Annotated in this window: 19 protein-coding genes; 3 read left to right on the forward strand and 16 right to left on the reverse strand. The window is 70.9% G+C overall.

The window, feature by feature from the left end:
• Positions 1-4: 4 nt before the first annotated feature.
• Positions 5-310, forward strand: coding sequence for a GatB/YqeY domain-containing protein (locus ACWDEN_RS03970; protein ID WP_351603993.1), 306 nt, complete (start codon positions 5-7; stop codon positions 308-310).
• Between the two features lie 85 nt (positions 311-395).
• On the opposite strand, the gene ACWDEN_RS03975 is transcribed toward ACWDEN_RS03970, so the two are convergent.
• The 15 genes from ACWDEN_RS03975 to argG form a co-directional block, all read right to left on the reverse strand.
• The gene (locus ACWDEN_RS03975; RefSeq protein WP_351603973.1) at positions 396-977 is read right to left on the reverse strand and encodes an NADPH-dependent FMN reductase; all 582 of its coding nucleotides are present in this window, start codon (positions 975-977) and stop codon (positions 396-398) included.
• Positions 974-1966: an RNA polymerase sigma-70 factor gene (locus tag ACWDEN_RS03980; protein WP_351603971.1), complete on the reverse strand. Its 993-nt coding sequence runs from the start codon at positions 1964-1966 to the stop codon at positions 974-976. The genes ACWDEN_RS03975 and ACWDEN_RS03980 overlap by 4 nt, the downstream gene beginning before the upstream one ends.
• Complete coding sequence (locus tag ACWDEN_RS03985) at positions 1963-2574, reverse strand: Rossmann-fold NAD(P)-binding domain-containing protein (RefSeq protein WP_351603969.1); 612 nt, start codon at positions 2572-2574, stop codon at positions 1963-1965. The genes ACWDEN_RS03980 and ACWDEN_RS03985 overlap by 4 nt, the downstream gene beginning before the upstream one ends.
• A 224-nt stretch (positions 2575-2798) precedes the next feature.
• Positions 2799-3536 carry a hypothetical protein gene (locus tag ACWDEN_RS03990; RefSeq protein WP_351603967.1) on the reverse strand — a complete coding sequence of 246 codons (738 nt, stop codon included), beginning with the start codon at positions 3534-3536 and terminating at the stop codon, positions 2799-2801.
• On the reverse strand, positions 3517-3762 hold the full coding sequence (locus ACWDEN_RS03995) for a hypothetical protein (protein ID WP_351603965.1): 246 nt from the start codon (positions 3760-3762) through the stop codon (positions 3517-3519). Before ACWDEN_RS03995 ends, ACWDEN_RS03990 begins: the two co-directional genes overlap by 20 nt.
• Positions 3763-3933: 171 nt before the next feature.
• A complete protein-coding gene (locus ACWDEN_RS04000) occupies positions 3934-5385 on the reverse strand; it encodes a purine-cytosine permease family protein (protein WP_351603963.1) in 1452 nt (483 codons plus the stop codon).
• Between the two features lie 208 nt (positions 5386-5593).
• Positions 5594-6481, reverse strand: coding sequence for a polysaccharide deacetylase family protein (locus ACWDEN_RS04005; RefSeq protein WP_351603961.1), 888 nt, complete (start codon positions 6479-6481; stop codon positions 5594-5596).
• A 159-nt stretch (positions 6482-6640) separates the two neighbouring features.
• On the reverse strand, positions 6641-7165 hold the full coding sequence (locus ACWDEN_RS04010; RefSeq protein WP_351603959.1) for a hypothetical protein: 525 nt from the start codon (positions 7163-7165) through the stop codon (positions 6641-6643).
• A 157-nt stretch (positions 7166-7322) separates the two neighbouring features.
• Positions 7323-7445, reverse strand: a complete 123-nt coding sequence (gene ykgO, locus ACWDEN_RS04015) for a type B 50S ribosomal protein L36 (RefSeq protein WP_067117676.1) — start codon at positions 7443-7445, stop codon at positions 7323-7325.
• Between the two features lie 155 nt (positions 7446-7600).
• Positions 7601-7765, reverse strand: a complete 165-nt coding sequence (rpmG, locus tag ACWDEN_RS04020) for a 50S ribosomal protein L33 (protein WP_153537563.1) — start codon at positions 7763-7765, stop codon at positions 7601-7603.
• A gap of 190 nt (positions 7766-7955) precedes the next feature.
• Positions 7956-8351 (reverse strand): hypothetical protein, encoded by a 396-nt coding sequence (locus ACWDEN_RS04025; protein WP_351603956.1) that lies wholly within the window; start codon positions 8349-8351, stop codon positions 7956-7958.
• Positions 8352-8578: 227 nt separating this feature from the next.
• Positions 8579-9655 (reverse strand): fatty acid desaturase family protein, encoded by a 1077-nt coding sequence (locus ACWDEN_RS04030; protein WP_351603954.1) that lies wholly within the window; start codon positions 9653-9655, stop codon positions 8579-8581.
• A 131-nt stretch (positions 9656-9786) separates the two neighbouring features.
• Positions 9787-10782, reverse strand: a complete 996-nt coding sequence (gene gap, locus ACWDEN_RS04035; protein ID WP_351603952.1) for a type I glyceraldehyde-3-phosphate dehydrogenase — start codon at positions 10780-10782, stop codon at positions 9787-9789.
• Positions 10783-10908: 126 nt separating this feature from the next.
• Complete coding sequence (locus ACWDEN_RS04040; RefSeq protein ID WP_351603950.1) at positions 10909-11865, reverse strand: GlxA family transcriptional regulator; 957 nt, start codon at positions 11863-11865, stop codon at positions 10909-10911.
• Positions 11866-11990: 125 nt separating this feature from the next.
• The gene (argG, locus tag ACWDEN_RS04045) at positions 11991-13439 is read right to left on the reverse strand and encodes an argininosuccinate synthase (RefSeq protein WP_351603948.1); all 1449 of its coding nucleotides are present in this window, start codon (positions 13437-13439) and stop codon (positions 11991-11993) included.
• Between the two features lie 142 nt (positions 13440-13581).
• On the opposite strand from argG, the gene ACWDEN_RS04050 reads away from it, so the two are divergent.
• Positions 13582-14391: a DUF427 domain-containing protein gene (locus ACWDEN_RS04050; protein ID WP_351603946.1), complete on the forward strand. Its 810-nt coding sequence runs from the start codon at positions 13582-13584 to the stop codon at positions 14389-14391.
• 69 nt (positions 14392-14460) lie between these two features.
• On the opposite strand, the gene ACWDEN_RS04055 is transcribed toward ACWDEN_RS04050, so the two are convergent.
• Complete coding sequence (locus tag ACWDEN_RS04055; protein ID WP_351603945.1) at positions 14461-15354, reverse strand: winged helix-turn-helix transcriptional regulator; 894 nt, start codon at positions 15352-15354, stop codon at positions 14461-14463.
• A gap of 94 nt (positions 15355-15448) precedes the next feature.
• Between ACWDEN_RS04055 and ACWDEN_RS04060 the strand changes: the two genes are divergently transcribed.
• On the forward strand, positions 15449-16117 hold the full coding sequence (locus ACWDEN_RS04060; RefSeq protein WP_351603943.1) for an O-methyltransferase: 669 nt from the start codon (positions 15449-15451) through the stop codon (positions 16115-16117).
• The last annotated feature ends 35 nt before the right edge of the window (positions 16118-16152 follow it).

Below are 16152 nucleotides of genomic sequence, written 5' to 3' on the forward strand. Positions count from 1 at the left end.
AGCGATGCGTGCCCGCGACAAGGTCGCGGTGAGCGCCCTGCGTTCCACGCTCGCCGCGGTGGACAACGCCGAGGCGGTACCGGTCGGCCCGGCCGAGCTGCGCGGCTCGGCCATCGAGCAGGTGCCGCTCGGTGTCGGCGCCACCGAGGCTGCCCGGCGCGAGCTGAGCGAACAGCACATCACGGACATCGTGCGCGCCGAAGCCGACGAACGGCTCACGCTCGCAGCACAGTTCACGGCGCCGGCTCAGGCCGAGCGGGCATCGCAGCTCCGGGCGGAGGCCGCCGTTCTGCTCCGGCTCCTCGGCTGACCCGGCACCACGGATCGAGCGCTCGGCGGCCCCCGGTCCAGGGACCGCCGAGACCTACGGCCGGTGAGGGACGGTCGGCATCCGTTCAGGCGCTCGCCGCGGCAGCCGCCCGGAGCGGGGCGAGTGCCTGCGCCCATGCCAGCAGCTCGTCGACCAGCCCGTGCACCTCGGGCACGTGCAGCTCCTGCGGACGGAAGTCGGTGAGGTTCACGAAGTCCTCGCGCAGCGACAGCGCCACCTGCGGTCCGATGTCCGCCATGCGCAGCACGCCCGCCTGGGCGCGCAGCTTCTGCACCGCCATGACCGCGCCGAAGACGCCGTAACCCACGTAACCGACCGGCTTGCCGCCCCACTCCGCGTAGAGGTAGTCGATGGCGTTGGTGAGGCTGGCCGGAGGGGCGGTGTTGTATTCGGGGGTGACGACGATGAAGGCGTCGTACGAGCCGATCCGCTCGGCCCAGCGCCTGGTGTGGGGGCGTTCGCCCGGCGCCATGAGCGCCGGGACCGCTTCGTCGAGCAGCGGAAGCGCGTGCTCCTTGAGGTCCACGAGCTCGAAGACCGCCGCGTCTCCCGCGTGTTCGACCGCGAGGTCCCGTACCCACTCGGCCACCCGGTCGCCCTTGCGGCCGGGTCGGGTGCTGCCGATGACGATGCCGATCCTGATCATGTCCGATTCTCCCGTTCTGCTTCCCGTACGAACGTGTGTGTGGTGGCCGGGTCTGTCGGTGCCGGGCCGGCCATGTCCCGGCGGGCCTCCTGGGCTTCGCGCAGCAGGGCCCAGGCATCCGCGACGGGGCCCATGTGGGCGAGCTTGTCGGGATTGCTGACCGTGCGGATCGCCTGGATCCGCCCGTCGAGGATGTCGAGAGTCCAGATGTTGGCCACCTTGCCGTCGCGGTCGCGGAAGACCGCGCCCGGCTGGCCGTTGACCTGGCGTGGCTCCACGACCCCGCCGATGCGGAGGAACGGCCAGAGGAGCTGGTCGAGCATCTGGCACATCTGGTCGACGCCGTGGATTCCCCCGGCCCACCGCGGGGCCTTGCCGCCGCTGTCCGCGACCATCTGCACGTCGGCGGCGAGGAGTTGCCGGAGCCCGTCGACGTCGCCGTCCCTCAAGGCGCCGAAGAACCGTTCCGCGAGTGCCTCGCGTTCCCTCCGGTCGGCCGCGAAGCGGGGCCTGCCCGCGTCCATGTGACGGCGGGCGCGTACGGCGAGCTGGCGGCAGGCCGCCTCGGAGCGTCCTACGGCCGCGGCGATGTCGGGGAAGCCGAAGGCGAACACCTCCCGCAGGACGAAGACGGCCCGTTCGAGCGGGCTGAGCCGCTCCATCAGGAGCAGGGCCGCCATGGACAGCGAGTCGGCCAGTTCCGCCGCATGCTCGGGGTCCTGGTAGGGGTCGGTGAGCAGCGGCTCGGGGAACCACGGTCCGACGTACTCCTCGCGCCGCACACGGGCAGAACGCAGCACGTCGATCGAGATGCGGGTGACCGTCGCCGACAGAAACGCCCTGGTCGACGTCGGCCGGGTCGCGGAGAGGTCGTAGCGCAGCCAGGTCTCCTGGACCGCGTCCTCGGCCTCGGCCACGCTGCCCAGGATGCGGTAGGCGATCGAGAACAGCAGGGGCCGCAGCTCCTCGAATTCCTCGGCCCGGCTCACGCCAGCCCCTCCCTGAAGCCCTGGCGCCACGAGGGACAGCGCAGTTGCCGGCGGCGTTCGCGCTCGGCCCTGGCGTTGGAGAAGCCGCGGCCCTCGGTCGTCATCGTCACCACCGCCTCCCCGGCCGGCAGCCGGGCCGGCCACTTCGGCACCCGCATCCAAGGCTTGGCCCCCGCGCACGCCGCCGGATGCGGCTGCCATGCGCTCTCCGGGGCGGGTTCGTCGTCGACGATGCCGAAGGCGCCCCTCGCCCGCTGCTCGACGACGAGGACGGTGGCGCTCGCCGCGTCGTCGAGATGCACCCACGAGGCGTACCCGGTGCCGTCCCCGACTTCCAGCGGGTGCTCCTCTGTCTTCACCCACCCGCCCTCGCGGATTCCGTTGCAGTGGGCGTGGCCCTGGGCCACGAAGCGCGGCACGCCGGCCGCCTCGGCCGCTGCCAGCAGGTGGTCGGTTCCCTCGGTGCGCAGCCTGATGGTGAGGGCGGCCCACAGACCGAGTTTGGCCGCGCTCGTCGTCGTGCCCGTCACCTGGTGACCCCGGGCCACGAGCCGCGGCACCAGCCGCCGCCCGAGCACCCCGGCCCCGCCCGCCACGAACACCCGCATGACCCTCACCTTCCCGATCCCGAGTCGTTCTCCGGGATCTGAGACGAGACAGCCCGGCCGTCTGTGACATGCGTCGGCCGATCTCCGGGGCCGAGCGGCAACAGGCGTTCGGCGGAGGGAAGTTCAGCGGCGGCCCGGTCGGGACACCGGTCCCCGGGAGCCGTCGGGCCCACAGGGCAGGCGGGCGAGGTCGGCGCCAGGCCCGGCTGATCTGCTTCCTGGAGCTACTTCAGGATGTTGACCGCCCGGGCGACCACGAGGACCACGGTCACCAGGGACACCGAGGACTGCAGCATCATGAGCATCTTGGACCAGCGGGACAGCGGCATGACGTCGGTCGGGCTGAAGGCGGTGGCGTTGGTGAAGGAGAGGTAGAGGTAGTCCAGGAACGCCGGTTCCCAGTCCGGCGGGGCCAGCTCCGGGCTCTGCATCTGGACGAAGAGGAAGTCGGGGAACTGGTGCTGTCCCTGGACCCGGGCCATGGGTCCGCCCCGGTCCCACTCCCAGTACCACAGGGCGAACACCATCACGTTCGTCACCCAGATGACACCACCGGTCAGCAGGAGCGGGACGGCGCCCTGTCCCCCTTTGCCGGTCACCAGGTCCCCCACGAGCCGGACCGCCGCCCAGCCGTTGGCCAGACTGATGACGCCGGTCAGGGTCAGGCCCAGGTACCGCAGCAGGCGGGTACGGGGCTCCACGCGCCGGGGGTTGCCCGCGATCAGTCCGGCCAGCAGCAGCAGCTCCAGCGCGGGCAGGGTCCACACCGTACGGAGCAGGATGAGACGGTGCGGCAGGATCAGCTGCAGGGCTACGCCCGCGAGGATCACCGCCGTCACCGTCCAGCGCGGCTCACCACGGGTCGCCCGGCGCCAGGCGGGGACGAGTTCGCGTTCGCCGCTCTCCAGCAGCCGCTCGATCCTGGCCAGTCGGCTCCGGGCGTCAGCCATGTCGTCGTTCATGACGAGGATTGTCCCGGCCGGGTGCGCGGCGGCGGAAGCCGGGAGTCCGGCGAGCCGGTCGTGCGCGTTGGTGAATGGCGGACTTCGAGGGAGCTGAGCAGTGCGCGGTGGAGATCATCCAGCCGAGCAGGAACAGACCGAGCGCGTTGTGCGTGTCACCGGCGAGCGCCAGGCGCGGGACGATCCACCAGCAGGACAGCCAGAAGGCGGCGTACGAGCAGAACACCGTCGCCCCGAACTAATGAACGTATTGCCGCAGCGGAACGCGAACAGCCCCGTGGCGAACCGGGCGAGACCGCCGTAGAACGCGGCCAGGCCCAGCTGCTCGGGGTTGTTCGTCGGCCTCGGGTCGGTCGCCGGGCCGTACGACCCCTGTCGTACGGCCCGGCAGCAGCCGTCAGGGCTCGCGGTGCTCGTGGGCCGCCTGCTCCAGTGCCTCCGCCTCGGCCCGGGCGATGCGTGTCTCGGCAGCCACGTCGATCGAGCGGGTCAGCCACCAGTACAGGAGCGCGGCGACGGGAAGGCCGATGAACAGCGAGATGTCGGCTCCGCCCAGCGCCTTGGCGGCGGGACCCACGTACAGGGTGCCGACGGAGAAGAACGGGACCATGGCGGCGAAGCCGACCACGTAGGAGATGATGCCGTGCCAGCCCCAACGGCCGTAGATGCCGTGCGGGTTGAAGATCTCCGCGATGGCGTAGTGCCCGCGGCGCACCACGTAGTAGTCCATCAGGTTCACCGCGGTCCACGGGATGAACAGGTAGAGCACCAGCAGCAGGAAGTTGTTGAAGTTCTCGAGGAAGTGGGAGGTCGCGGCCAGTGCACCGACCAGGGACAGGGCCGCGGTCAGACCGATGGTCAGCAGGCGTACGCCCAGTGTCGGACGCACCCGCTTGAACGAGTCGATGCCGCTGATGAGGGTCAGCGAACCGCCGTACATGTTCAGCGCGGTGACGGACACCAGGCCCAGGGCGGCGAAGAGCAGCACGATCGCGCCGAAGCCGTCGAACACCTTGTCTCCGGCCGCGTTGATCGACTTGATCGTCTCGAAGTCCTTGCCGGCCCAGGCGGCGAGCAGCGTGCCGAGGACCATGAGCCAGATGCCGCCGAGCGCGGAGCCGAAATACGTCCAGTAGAAGGTCTTGCGGACCGTCACGTCCGGCGGGAGATAGCGCGAGTAGTCCGAGACGTAGATGGCCCAGCTGATCTGGTAGCCGGCGACCACGCCGAACTGCGCCAGGAACGGCGTCCACTTGAAGGCACCGAGGTCGAAGGAGCCCGCCGGATAGTGCAGCGTGACGAGGACACCGACGGTGAAGATCCCGAAGACGACCAGGAAGGTGTACGTCAGGACCCGCTCTGCCTTGTGGATGATGTCGTAGCCCACCAGCGCGATCACGAGCGCGACGACGGTGACCACGACCACCCAGAGTTTGACGCTCCCGTGCAGGGTGGTGTGCAGCGAGTCGGCGGCGAGGATGCTGTTGAAGACGTTGAAACCCGCGTACTGCACATAGGCGAAGAGCCACACCAGCAGGGCGCCGACGTAACCGAACTGGGGGCGCGACTGGATCATCTGCGGCAGGCCCAGCTGGGGTCCCTGTGCCGAGTGGAAGGCCATGAAGAAGGTGCCGATGACCGTGCCGGCGACGATGGCCAGCAGGGACCAGATCAGAGTGCCGCCCCCGGTGATGCTGATGAGTCCCACGGCCAGGGTCGCGATCTGGGCGTTGGACATGAACCACAGCGGGCCCAGGTGCCAGAGCTTGCCGTGCCGCTCGTCGAGGGGGACATAGTCGATGGACCGGACCTCGAGGCCGGACACCCTTGGCTCAGCTGATGTGCTCACGACGCCTCCCGGCGGCAGGTCTGCCTGTGGGACACATTGTGATCCGGCGGGGACGCGGTGACGAGTGGTGTGACATGGACAGCCTGGGCCGGCGAACGGCAGCCAGGCGAGGCCGACCCGCCGTTCAGTGCGCTGTCGCCGATGCGGTCACCGTGCGCGATGGCCGGTCACGTTCAGTACGCCCGCCCACCCCGCTCCGTGGCACACGTCAAGTCCGGTGCAGGGCGTCCGAGAGGCGGACGAAGCGATGGCCCCGGGCCAGCAAGTGCGGGACGGCGCTTGCGATGCCCCGTGCGGTGCCGCGCTCGGGGTGGTTCATGTGGCACAGGACGATGGAACCGGCCCGAGCCGAGGCGACGGTGGTGTGCACCTGCTCGGCGGTGAAGGTGGCGCCGCCGTCACCGTTGACGGAGAAGCTGACGAAGCGTTCCCCGAGGTCGGTGACGATGCGGGCCGCGATGTCGTCGCAGTACGCGGTGCCGGACCGGAAGAAGCGCGGCGGGGCGCCCAGCAGGCGGGTCAGCTTGGCCTGGTTCCCGGCGATCTCGTCGTACACCTCGCCCGCGTCCCGGGTGCCGGGGATGCCGTACGCGGAGCGGCCGGTGACGGACAGCGGGCGGTGCCGGGTGCCGTGGTTGGCGATCTCGAACAGCGGGTCCGCGGCCAGCCGCTGGAACACCGCCGGATTGGCGTCGATCCAGCGGGAATTGATGAACAGCGTGGCCGGAACGTGCCGTGCGCGGAGGAAATCGATGAGCGCCTGGTCGTAACCGCTGCCGCCCGGGCCGCCGCATGCGTCGAAGGTCAGCGCGATGGCGCGTGCCGCGCGCGGCAGGGAGTGCACGACGCCCGGGGCGTCGAAGCCCCAGGTGTGCGGCGCGCTGCGTCCGTAGCGGGCCACGACCTCCGCGCGGGTGACGGCAGGCCGCGTGGTGGGGGCCGTGGCCGAGGGGGTGGCCGGGAGTGCCGCGCCCGAGTCCGTCCCGGCCGGACCGGAGGAGTTGGCGGTGGCGCCGCCACCGGTCTTCGAGCCCGCGCAGCCTGCCAGCAGCCCTCCCGCCATGGCGGTCAGCACCGCACGGCGACCAGCCGTCATCCGTTCCCCCAGACCTGATCGAGGGCTGCCGCGGTCGACAGCCGCCCACGACGGCAACGGTACGCAGCGGACCGTCCGCGACCGTGAAGACACCGGTAAGAGATCACCCAGAATCGGGCGCGAGTCTGCCCGGGTCTGCCCAGGTCGGGCGCGGTGGCGCTACCTGTCGTTCTTGCCGCTTCCCCACCCCTCGGCAGGTTGCCGCCGTGCGTACGACCAGGTCACCGCCGTCAGGAGAACCGGTACGGCGAGGAGCGGAGCGTAGACGAGGGCCCACACGGTGCGCGGCGTGCCGCTCGCGAGGTTCGTTCGGCTGTCCACGGTGAGGGCGACCACCACCTGCGACAACGCCACGAGGATCGTCACGGCCGAAGCCGTCCAGGCCAGCCCGGCCATCGCGCGGGGGTGTCGCGACGGCCGGTCGCGGACGAGAAGGAGGGGGAACAGAGCGGCCAGCTCGGTCAGGACCGACAGGCCGACCACGTAGGCGACTCCCCAGCCCGGTATGGCGTAGGCATCGCGCAACACCTTGTCGCTGTAACCCACGTAGATACCCGATGCCATGGCCAGACGCCACAGGCCCGAGGGTGCCGCGCACCAGGCGATGGCGTGGGCGGCGCGCCGCGCCCAGAGGGGAGCGGGTGGGAGGGTACGGAGAGGAGGCGGCGTGGATGCTGTGGTCATGTCCACCATGCTGGTCGGGGCGGGCGGCCTGCGCCTCGACCGCCAAGCCCGACCCTCTCCGCCGTACGGCGGAGGACGCCCCGCCGGAGGGGGACTTCAGTCTGATTTCGGCGATCCGCCCGTACCACCGATGCACATGTCTTCCCGTCGAGGCCGGTCAGCCCTGGCGGGCCTTGAAACGGGGGTTCTTCTTGTTCACGACGAAGACCACCCCGCGGCGGCGCACCAGCTGGGCGCCCGGCTTGGACTTCAGTGAGCGCAGGGACGTGCGGACCTTCATGGCTGGATTCTCCTCGTACTCAGGTACACACGGCGGTGCCGGTGTGGAAGGGATGGTTCGCCCGCGAGATGTCCACGTCGATCAGCGGGTAGGTGGTGCCGTTTTCCCAGATGTGCCTCCTTGTGGCCGTCGGCCCGAGAGGGCGGCGGCGCGCTTCAGCGTTCCTCGCGGAAGGTGACGTGCCGGCCGGCGACCGGGTCGTACTTGCGCAGGACGAGCCGGTCGGGGTCGCTCAGACGGTTCTTGCGCGTCACATAGGTGACGCCGGTACCCGCCGTCGACTTCAGCCTGACGACGGGACGCACAGTGCTGCGTGCCATGAGAATCTCCCTTGATCGGCACCCCGGGATTGGCCAGGGCATGCCAGCGGACTCGATGGGTGAACCACGCAGGGGTCGCAGGCATTCCCAGGTCGCACAGGACCTCTGCGAGGCGCGGCTGGTCACGGGGGCGTGGAACTGAGCACCGTACGACGATGAGCCCTGCCCCCGAGGGGGCACGGCCGGCCCGTCATGCGTGGGTGCGCGCCACCCGGACGCCCGCTTCCACGGCCTCCGCCCAGTCCACGTACCCCTCTCCCTGGACGAACATCTCGATGATCTCCTCCTCCGCCCAGACACGCCGCTCCTCGGCGAAGTCGGCGCGCGAGCGCAGCCAGGGAAGCGGGACCGAGGGGAAGTGGGCGCGCAGTTCACGGGTGCCCTCGACGCGGAGTCCGGCGGCGACCATCCGGCCGCTCTCCGCGTCGATGTCCCGCTCGACGTCCTCCACGTCCACTCCTCGGTCCGCGAGTTCGCCGATGCAGGCGACCACGGTCTCCATGGCGTGCCGTTCGTGCTCCTCGTCGAGCTCGAACAGGTCGGAGATGTCCTCCTGGCTCCAGCTCCTGGACGGCGTGGGGGACATGCGCGGTGTGATCCTCTCGTGTGTCCGCGGCGGTGGCGAGCAGAGCGACACGGCGCTGCTTCGGACCAGGGCCGTATGCCCTGCCCGGAACCCTGTCCTCCGGTCAGCAGCGGACGATCTTCGTGGATCGGCGGTCGGCCCGCCCACTGGAAGGGGAGACGGTGACGCGGTTGCCGAGGAGGCCGGCGGTCCTGGCGGCCCATCGTCGTCATGCCCCGCGCCCGTCGTCAGGATGCCCTGCGCTGCCGCCTGATCGGTTCTCCCACCCGGTGCATATGGGTGAGGGCCTCGCGGTAGGACCGGATCAGGCCGGTCTCGTGGTACGGCACGCCGATCTCCGCGCAGTACGCGCGGACGATGACCTGGGCCCGCCGCAGATGGGGTGTGGGCATGCTCGGGAACAGGTGGTGCTCGATCTGGTAGTTGAGCCCGCCGAGCAGCACATCGGTGAGCCGGCCGCCGCGTACGTTGCGGGAGGTGAGGACCTGGCGGCGCAGGAAGTCGGGGCGTTCGTCGCCGCTGAAGGTGGGCATGCCCTTGTGGTTGGGTGCGAAGGTGCAGCCGAGGTAGACGCCGAAGAGGCACTGGTGCACGAAGAGGAACGCGACCGCCTTGCCGGGCGAGAGCACCAGGAACAGCGCCGACACATAGGCCGCGAGGTGAAGCAGGAGCAGGCCGCCTTCCAGGGCCCGGTGCTTCATGGCGGGCGAGCGCAGCGCCCGCAGACTCGCGACATGCAGGTTGAAGCCCTCCAGGGTCAGCAGGGGGAAGAACAGCCACGCCTGGTGTCCCCCGATGAGGCGGGCCAGGCCACGGCTGTCGCGGGCCTGGGCGGTGGACCACACCAGGATGTCCGGGGCGACATCCGGGTCGAGTTCCTCGTGGTTGGGGTTGGCGTGGTGGCGGGTGTGCTTGTTCATCCACCAGCCGTAGCTCATGCCGATGCCGAGATTGCCGAAGAGCCGGCCCCATGTCTCGCTCGGCCGCCCGCGCCGGAAGACCTGACGGTGCGCCAGATCATGGGCGACCAGGGCGACTTGGCCGAAGGCGAGGGCCAGGAAGGCCGCCACGGCCAGCTGCCACCAGGTGTCGCCCAGCACGAGGAAGGTGGCCCAGCCCGCCGCCGGCAGCGCGGTCACCAGAGCGAGTCGTGCCGCGTAATAGCCGGGGCGCCGCCTCATCAGGCCCGCCTCGGTGATACGCCGGGACAGCCGCGCGAAGTCGCTGCCGGCTCCGGAGCCGGACGTACGGGCACGGACGGCGGGCGCCTCGGCGGCGGTCGAGGCATGAGTGGAGATCGTCATGCCGTCGAGTCTCGGCGCGCCCGTTCGAACGGAACAGCCGGTCAGACCCCCGACCGGATGGGGGGCTTTCCCTACGACGCCCAGGGTGTTGCCCCCCTGCAGGGCCGCTGACCTCAGGCTTCTCGGGGGGACTACCCGGCGAGGAGTTCGAGCGTGTCGATCACGCGGTGGGAGAAGCCCCACTCGTTGTCGTACCAGGCGACCACCTTGATGTGCCGTCCGTCGACGCGGGTCAGGGCCGAGTCGAAGACCGACGAGGCCGGATTGCCGGTGATGTCGGAGGACACGAGCGGGTCGTCCGAGTACTCGAGGATGCCGGCGAGCGGTCCCTGCGCCGCGGCGCGGTACGCGGCCAGGACGTCGTCGCGGGTCACGTCACGCGCGACGGTCGTGTTGAGCTCCACGATCGAGCCCACCGGAACGGGCACACGGATCGAGTCGCCCGACAGCTTGCCGTCGAGGTTCGGCAGTACCAGGCCGATCGCCTTGGCCGCACCCGTCGTGGTGGGCACGATGTTGACGGCTGCGGCGCGGGCACGGCGGGCGTCGCGGTGCGGGCCGTCCTGCAGGTTCTGCTCCTGCGTGTAGGCGTGCACGGTCGTCATGAAGCCGTGCTCGATCCCGGCGAGTTCGTCCAGCACGGCGGCCAGCGGCGCGAGCGCGTTGGTGGTGCAGGAGGCGTTCGAGACGATCGTGTGCAGGTCCGGGTCGTAGGCGTCGGTGTTGACCCCGTACGCGAGCGTGACGTCGGCTCCGTCGGACGGCGCGCTCACGAGCACCTTCCTCGCTCCGGCGTCGAGGTGTGCCCGGGCGGCCTTCGCCGAGGTGAAGCGGCCGGTCGCCTCCAGGACGATGTCCACACCGAGGTCGGCCCAGGGCAGCTGCGCCGGCTCGCGCTCGGCGAGGACGGTGATGCGGCGGCCGTCGACGACGAGGGCGTCTCCGTCGACGGTCACGGGGCGGCCGAGTCGGCCGGCCGTGGTGTCGTAGGCGAGCAGCCGTGCGAGGGTCGCGGGTTCCGTCAGGTCGTTCACGGCGACGACTTCGAGGGCGCTGCCGCGTTCGAGCAGGGCGCGCAGCACGTTGCGTCCGATACGGCCAAATCCGTTGATGGCAATGCGAGTCATGGGTGAAGTCCCTTCGGTTCCGCTCGGCTCCCTCGGTTCCCCACCAGCGTCGCGTGCCGCCTGCGCGCATGACTGTGTCGAGAGCGCCATGGTTCGCAAGGATCGCGCCAGGGGTCGCGCCGGGGGCTATTCGCCCTGGGTGAAGGTTCGCCGGTACTCGCTCGGGGTGGTGCCGAGGATCTGCTGGAAGTGGGTCCGCAGATTGGTGCCGGTGCCGAGGCCGACGTCGGCGGCGATCTGCTCGATGCTGCGCTCGGAGCGTTCGAGGAGTTCCCGGGCCAGGTCGATGCGGGCGCGCATCACCCACTGCATGGGCGTGTATCCGGTGTCCTCGACGAAGCGTCGGGACAGCGTGCGCGGCGAGACCGCGGCGTGCCGGGCGAGCACCGTGAGGGTGAGCGGCTCGCCGAGGCGGTGCAGTGCCCACTCGCGGGTCGCGGCGAACCGTTCGCCGAGCGGCTCGGGCACGCTGCGCGGCACGTACTGGGCCTGCCCGCCGCTGCGGTAGGGGGCGGCGACCAGACGCCGTGCCGCGTGGTTGGACACGGCGACCCCGAGGTCCTTGCGCAGGATGTGCAGGCACAGATCGATGCCGGAGGCGGCGCCGGCCGACGTCAGCACGCCGCCCTCGTCGACGAAGAGAACGTTCTCGTCCACCCGGATCAGCGGGTGCTTAGCGGCGAGGGCCCGCGAGTAGTGCCAGTGCGTCGTCGCCCGCTTGCCGTCGAGCAGTCCCGTGGCCGCGAGCGCGAACGCGCCGGTCGAGATGGCGGCGAGCCGCGCGCCCCGGGCGTGGGCGGCGAGCAGCGCGTCGACGACGGACCGCGGCGGATCCTCGCGGTCCGGGAACCGGTATCCGGGGATGAAGACGATGTCCGCCCAAGCGAGCGCGTCGAGCCCATGGGCGACGTGGTACGACAGCCCGTCACCGCCCGCCACGAGCCCGGGCTCCGCCCCGCACACCCGTACCTCGTAGGGCATGCTCGCCCGTGTCGTGAACACCTGGGCGGGGATCCCGACATCGAGCGGTTTGGCGCCTTCGAGCACCAGGACGGCGACGCGTCGCAGACGGGGGGAGGGCACGGGACACAGGGTACGAGAAGCTCCCTGCGGTGGGGCTTCCCAGACGGCGGGCGTACGACGGCGGGCCCCGTCGGAGGTGAACCGACGGGGCCCGCTGCCCAAGGGTGTGCGGCCGGTGCAGCGCCTCAGTCCGTGCCGGACTCCATCGCGGCGCGGTCCAGGGCCTCGTCCTCCTCCGTGACCTCGCCGCGGGAGGCGATCGCCTCGGCGCCGCCCTGCGGCATGGCGCCGATCAGGCCGGTGGAGGCGGCCTGGGCCGCGCCGATCAGTGCCGGGTGCTCGGTGCCGACCATGCCCAGCCCGGCGTACTGCTCGAGGCGCGCGCGGGAGTCGGCGATGTCCAGGTTGCGCATGGTGAGCTGGCCGATCCGGTCCGACGGGCCGAACGCGGAGTCCTCGGTGCGCTCCATGGACAGTTTGTCCGGGTGGTAGCTGAACGCCGGGCCCGTGGTGTCGAGGAGCGAGTAGTCCTCGCCGCGCCGCAGCCGCAGCGTCACCTCGCCGGTGACCGCGGCGCCGACCCAGCGCTGCAGCGACTCGCGGATCATCAGCGCCTGCGGGTCCAGCCAGCGGCCCTCGTACATGAGGCGGCCGAGCTTGCGGCCCTCGTTGTGGTACTGGGCGAGGGTGTCCTCGTTGTGGATCGCGTTGACCAGGCGCTCGTAGGCCGCGTGCAGCAGAGCCATGCCGGGCGCCTCGTAGATGCCGCGGCTCTTGGCCTCGATGATCCGGTTCTCGATCTGGTCCGACATGCCGAGCCCGTGCCGGCCGCCGATGGCGTTGGCCTCCATGACCAGCTCGACCGGCGAGGCGAACTCCTTGCCGTTGATCGTCACCGGGCGGCCTTGGTCGAAGCCGATCGTCACGTCCTCGGGCGCGATCTCGACCGAGGGGTCCCAGAACCGTACGCCCATGATCGGCTCGACGGTCTCGACGCCGGTGTCCAGGTGCTCCAGGGTCTTCGCCTCGTGGGTGGCACCCCAGATGTTGGCGTCGGTCGAGTACGCCTTCTCGGTGCTGTCGCGGTACGGCAGGCCGTGCGCGAGCAGCCACTCGGACATCTCCTTGCGGCCGCCGAGCTCGGTCACGAAGTCGGAGTCCAGCCAGGGCTTGTAGATCCGCAGGTGCGGGTTGGCCAGCAGGCCGTAGCGGTAGAACCGCTCGATGTCGTTGCCCTTGAAGGTGGAGCCGTCGCCCCAGATCTGTACGTCGTCCTCGAGCATCGCCCGGACCAGGAGGGTACCGGTGACGGCGCGGCCGAGGGGCGTGGTGTTGAAGTAGGCACGCCCGCCCGAGCGGATGTGGAACGCGCCGCAGGCGAGCGCGGCCAGCCCCTCCTCGACCAGGGCCGCACGGCAGTCGACCAGGCGCGCGATCTCGGCACCGTAGGCCGTCGCACGGCCGGGTACCGAGGCGATGTCGGGCTCGTCGTACTGGCCGATGTCGGCGGTGTAGGTGCACGGGACGGCGCCCTTGTCGCGCATCCACGCGACGGCGACCGAGGTGTCGAGGCCGCCGGAGAAGGCGATGCCGACGCGCTCGCCGACCGGAAGGGAAGTGAGGACCTTGGACATAGGAAGAGTATGCATCATTACGCATGCCCATGCATAGCCCGTGAGGGCAACCGTGTGAGCCCTTCCACTCCCGCCTGGCAAGAGGCCTCCGTGCGCGAAACCATGGAACCGCCGTGGAAGACACCCCTCCGGAGATCCGGTCATGACCACGCTCAGCACCGCCCAGCCCCCGTACACCACCCCGGAAGGCCTGCTCTGGGAGCCCAGTGAGCGCTGGGTGCGGGGCCGGAAGGGCGATGTCACCGTTGTCGACAGCCGCCACCCCGTACTCGTCTGGGAGCCCGGAGTCCCCGTCCCGCTGTACGCCTTCCCGCGCTCGGAGGTCCGCGCGGACCTGCTGCGGCCGGCCAAGAACCCACCAGCTGCAGCCCATACCGGGTCGACGGCCTTCTACGACCTCGACATGGACGGCGAGCTGCTGGAGAACGCGGCATGGACGTTTCCCGCCGACGCCCTGGCCGGCCACATCGCCTTCGAGTGGTTCCGGCGCACCGGCCGGGGCCTGGACCACTGGTACGAGGAGGAAGAGGAGATCTTCGTCCACCCCCGCGACCCGCACAAACGGGTCGACGCCATCCCCAGCAGCCGGCACGTCGTCGTCGAGATCGGCGGCACGGTCGTCGCCGACACCCGCCGTCCGGTGCTCCTCTTCGAGACCGGGCTGCCCACGCGCTACTACCTCCCCCGCGAGGACGTCCGCCTCGACCTGTTCCACCCCACCGACCACCACACCGGCTGCCCCTACAAGGGCACCGCCGAGTACTGGTCCTGGCACGCCGGGCACGGCGAGGCGGATGTTCCGCCCGACGTCGTGTGGAGCTACCCCGAGCCGCTGCCCGCGGTGGCCGCGATCAAGGGGCTGCTCGCCTTTTACAACGAAGCCGTCGACATCACGCTGGACGGCGAACGCCTCGAACGCCCGGTCACGCACTTCACCAGGACGCCGGCCTAGGTGCCGTTCGGCCGCGCTCGCCCCGCTCGACGGAGAGCCGCGTGCCCTGCGCTCCCCACAGGACCAAGCTCACGCGGGCGGATTCCCGGTGGCGGCGATGGCGAGGGTGAACGCCCGCTCCACGGCGGCGGGGATGTCGGTGACCGGGAACAGCGTGTGCCGTACGGTCCGGTCGGGACCGACGACCAGGATGAGCCGCTTGATCCGCAGGTCCTGTCCGGCCCGGAAGGCCGGCAGCCGCAGGCCCGCGGTGAGCTGGAGCTGGGCGTCGGACAGCAGGGGGAAGGGCAGGTCCTCGGCCCGCGCGAAGGCGGCTTGTTCCTCGGGGGTCTGGGTGCTCACACCGTGGACGGCGATGCCCGCGGCCTCGAACTGCGGCCAGGCGGCGCGGAATTGGCGGTTCTCCAGGGTGCAGCCGGCACTGCCGGGGATCGGCGGCCCGGCGAGGCCCGCCGGGACGCCCGGGATGCCGGCCGCGGGATAGGCGAACAGCACCGTGGGGCGGGGCGCGGCGGCCACGGGGTCGTGCGAGCGGCCATCGGTTCCGGGCAGCCGGAGAGCGGCGGGTACGGTCTCGCCGACGAGCGAGGCGACCCGCCGGGCCTCGGCGCCGTGGTCGGGGGCCTCGCCGGTGAGCGTGCCGTCACCGAGCAGCCACCGGTCGGCCCAGTCCTGCAGCGCCACCAGGACCGGCACCAGGCCGCGGCCCTGTTCGGTGAGTACGTACTCGTAGCGGGGCGGCCGGTCCTGGTACGGGCGCCGCTCCAGCACCCGGTGCTCGGTCAGGGTGCGCAGCCGCTCGGTGAGGATCTTGCGCGAGACGCCCAGTTCGCCGGCGAGCCGGTCGAAGCGCACATGGCCGCGCGCGATCTCCCGCAGGACGAGCAGGCTCCACCAGTCCCCCACCACCGCCGCGGCCTGCGCGATGCCGCAGGCGTCGTCGGCCACCCGCCGTGAACTCATCGTCGCGCTCCTCAGGCAAAGCCGTTGACAGGCTGTCGGACCTCCACAGTAGGTTCCCTTTCGGAACTTGATAAGTATCGAAAGGGAACTCACTATGTCCCAGCAGACGTGGACCGCTGTCGACGACTACTTCAACGGGCTGCTCGTGAAGGAGGACGACGCCCTGCTCTCGGCCGCCGGGGACAGCGATGCCGCAGGCCTCCCGGCCATCCAGGTGGCCCCCAACCAGGGCAAGCTGCTGAACCTCCTCGCCCGGATCCGGGGCGCCCGCCGCATCCTGGAGATCGGCACCCTGGGCGGCTACAGCACCATCTGGCTCGCCCGGGCCCTGCCGGACGACGGCCGCCTGGTCACCCTGGAGAGCGACCCGCACTACGCCGCCGTGGCCACCGCCAACATCGCCCGAGCCGGGCTGGACCACATCGTCGACATCCGCGTCGGCAGGGCCCGGGACACGCTGCCCCTGCTCGCGGCCGAGGAAGCCGGCCCGTTCGACCTGGTCTTCATCGACGCCGACAAGCCCTCCAACCCGGAGTACCTGGAGTGGTCGCTGAAGCTCACCCGGCCCGGGAGCGTCATCGTCGGCGACAACGTGGTCCGCGAGGGGGCGGTCACCGACGCGGCCGACGACGACCCGCGCGTGCAGGGCGTCCGCCGTTTCACCGAACTCATCGCCGAACACCCGCGGTTGACCGCCACCACCCTGCAGACGGTCGGCTCGAAGGGCTACGACGGCTTCACCCTCGCCCTGGTCACCGAGTGAGCGACCGACCGGCGGGACGACATCGCCCGCCGGCT

This window comes from Streptomyces sp. NPDC001153 (assembly GCF_053598315.1).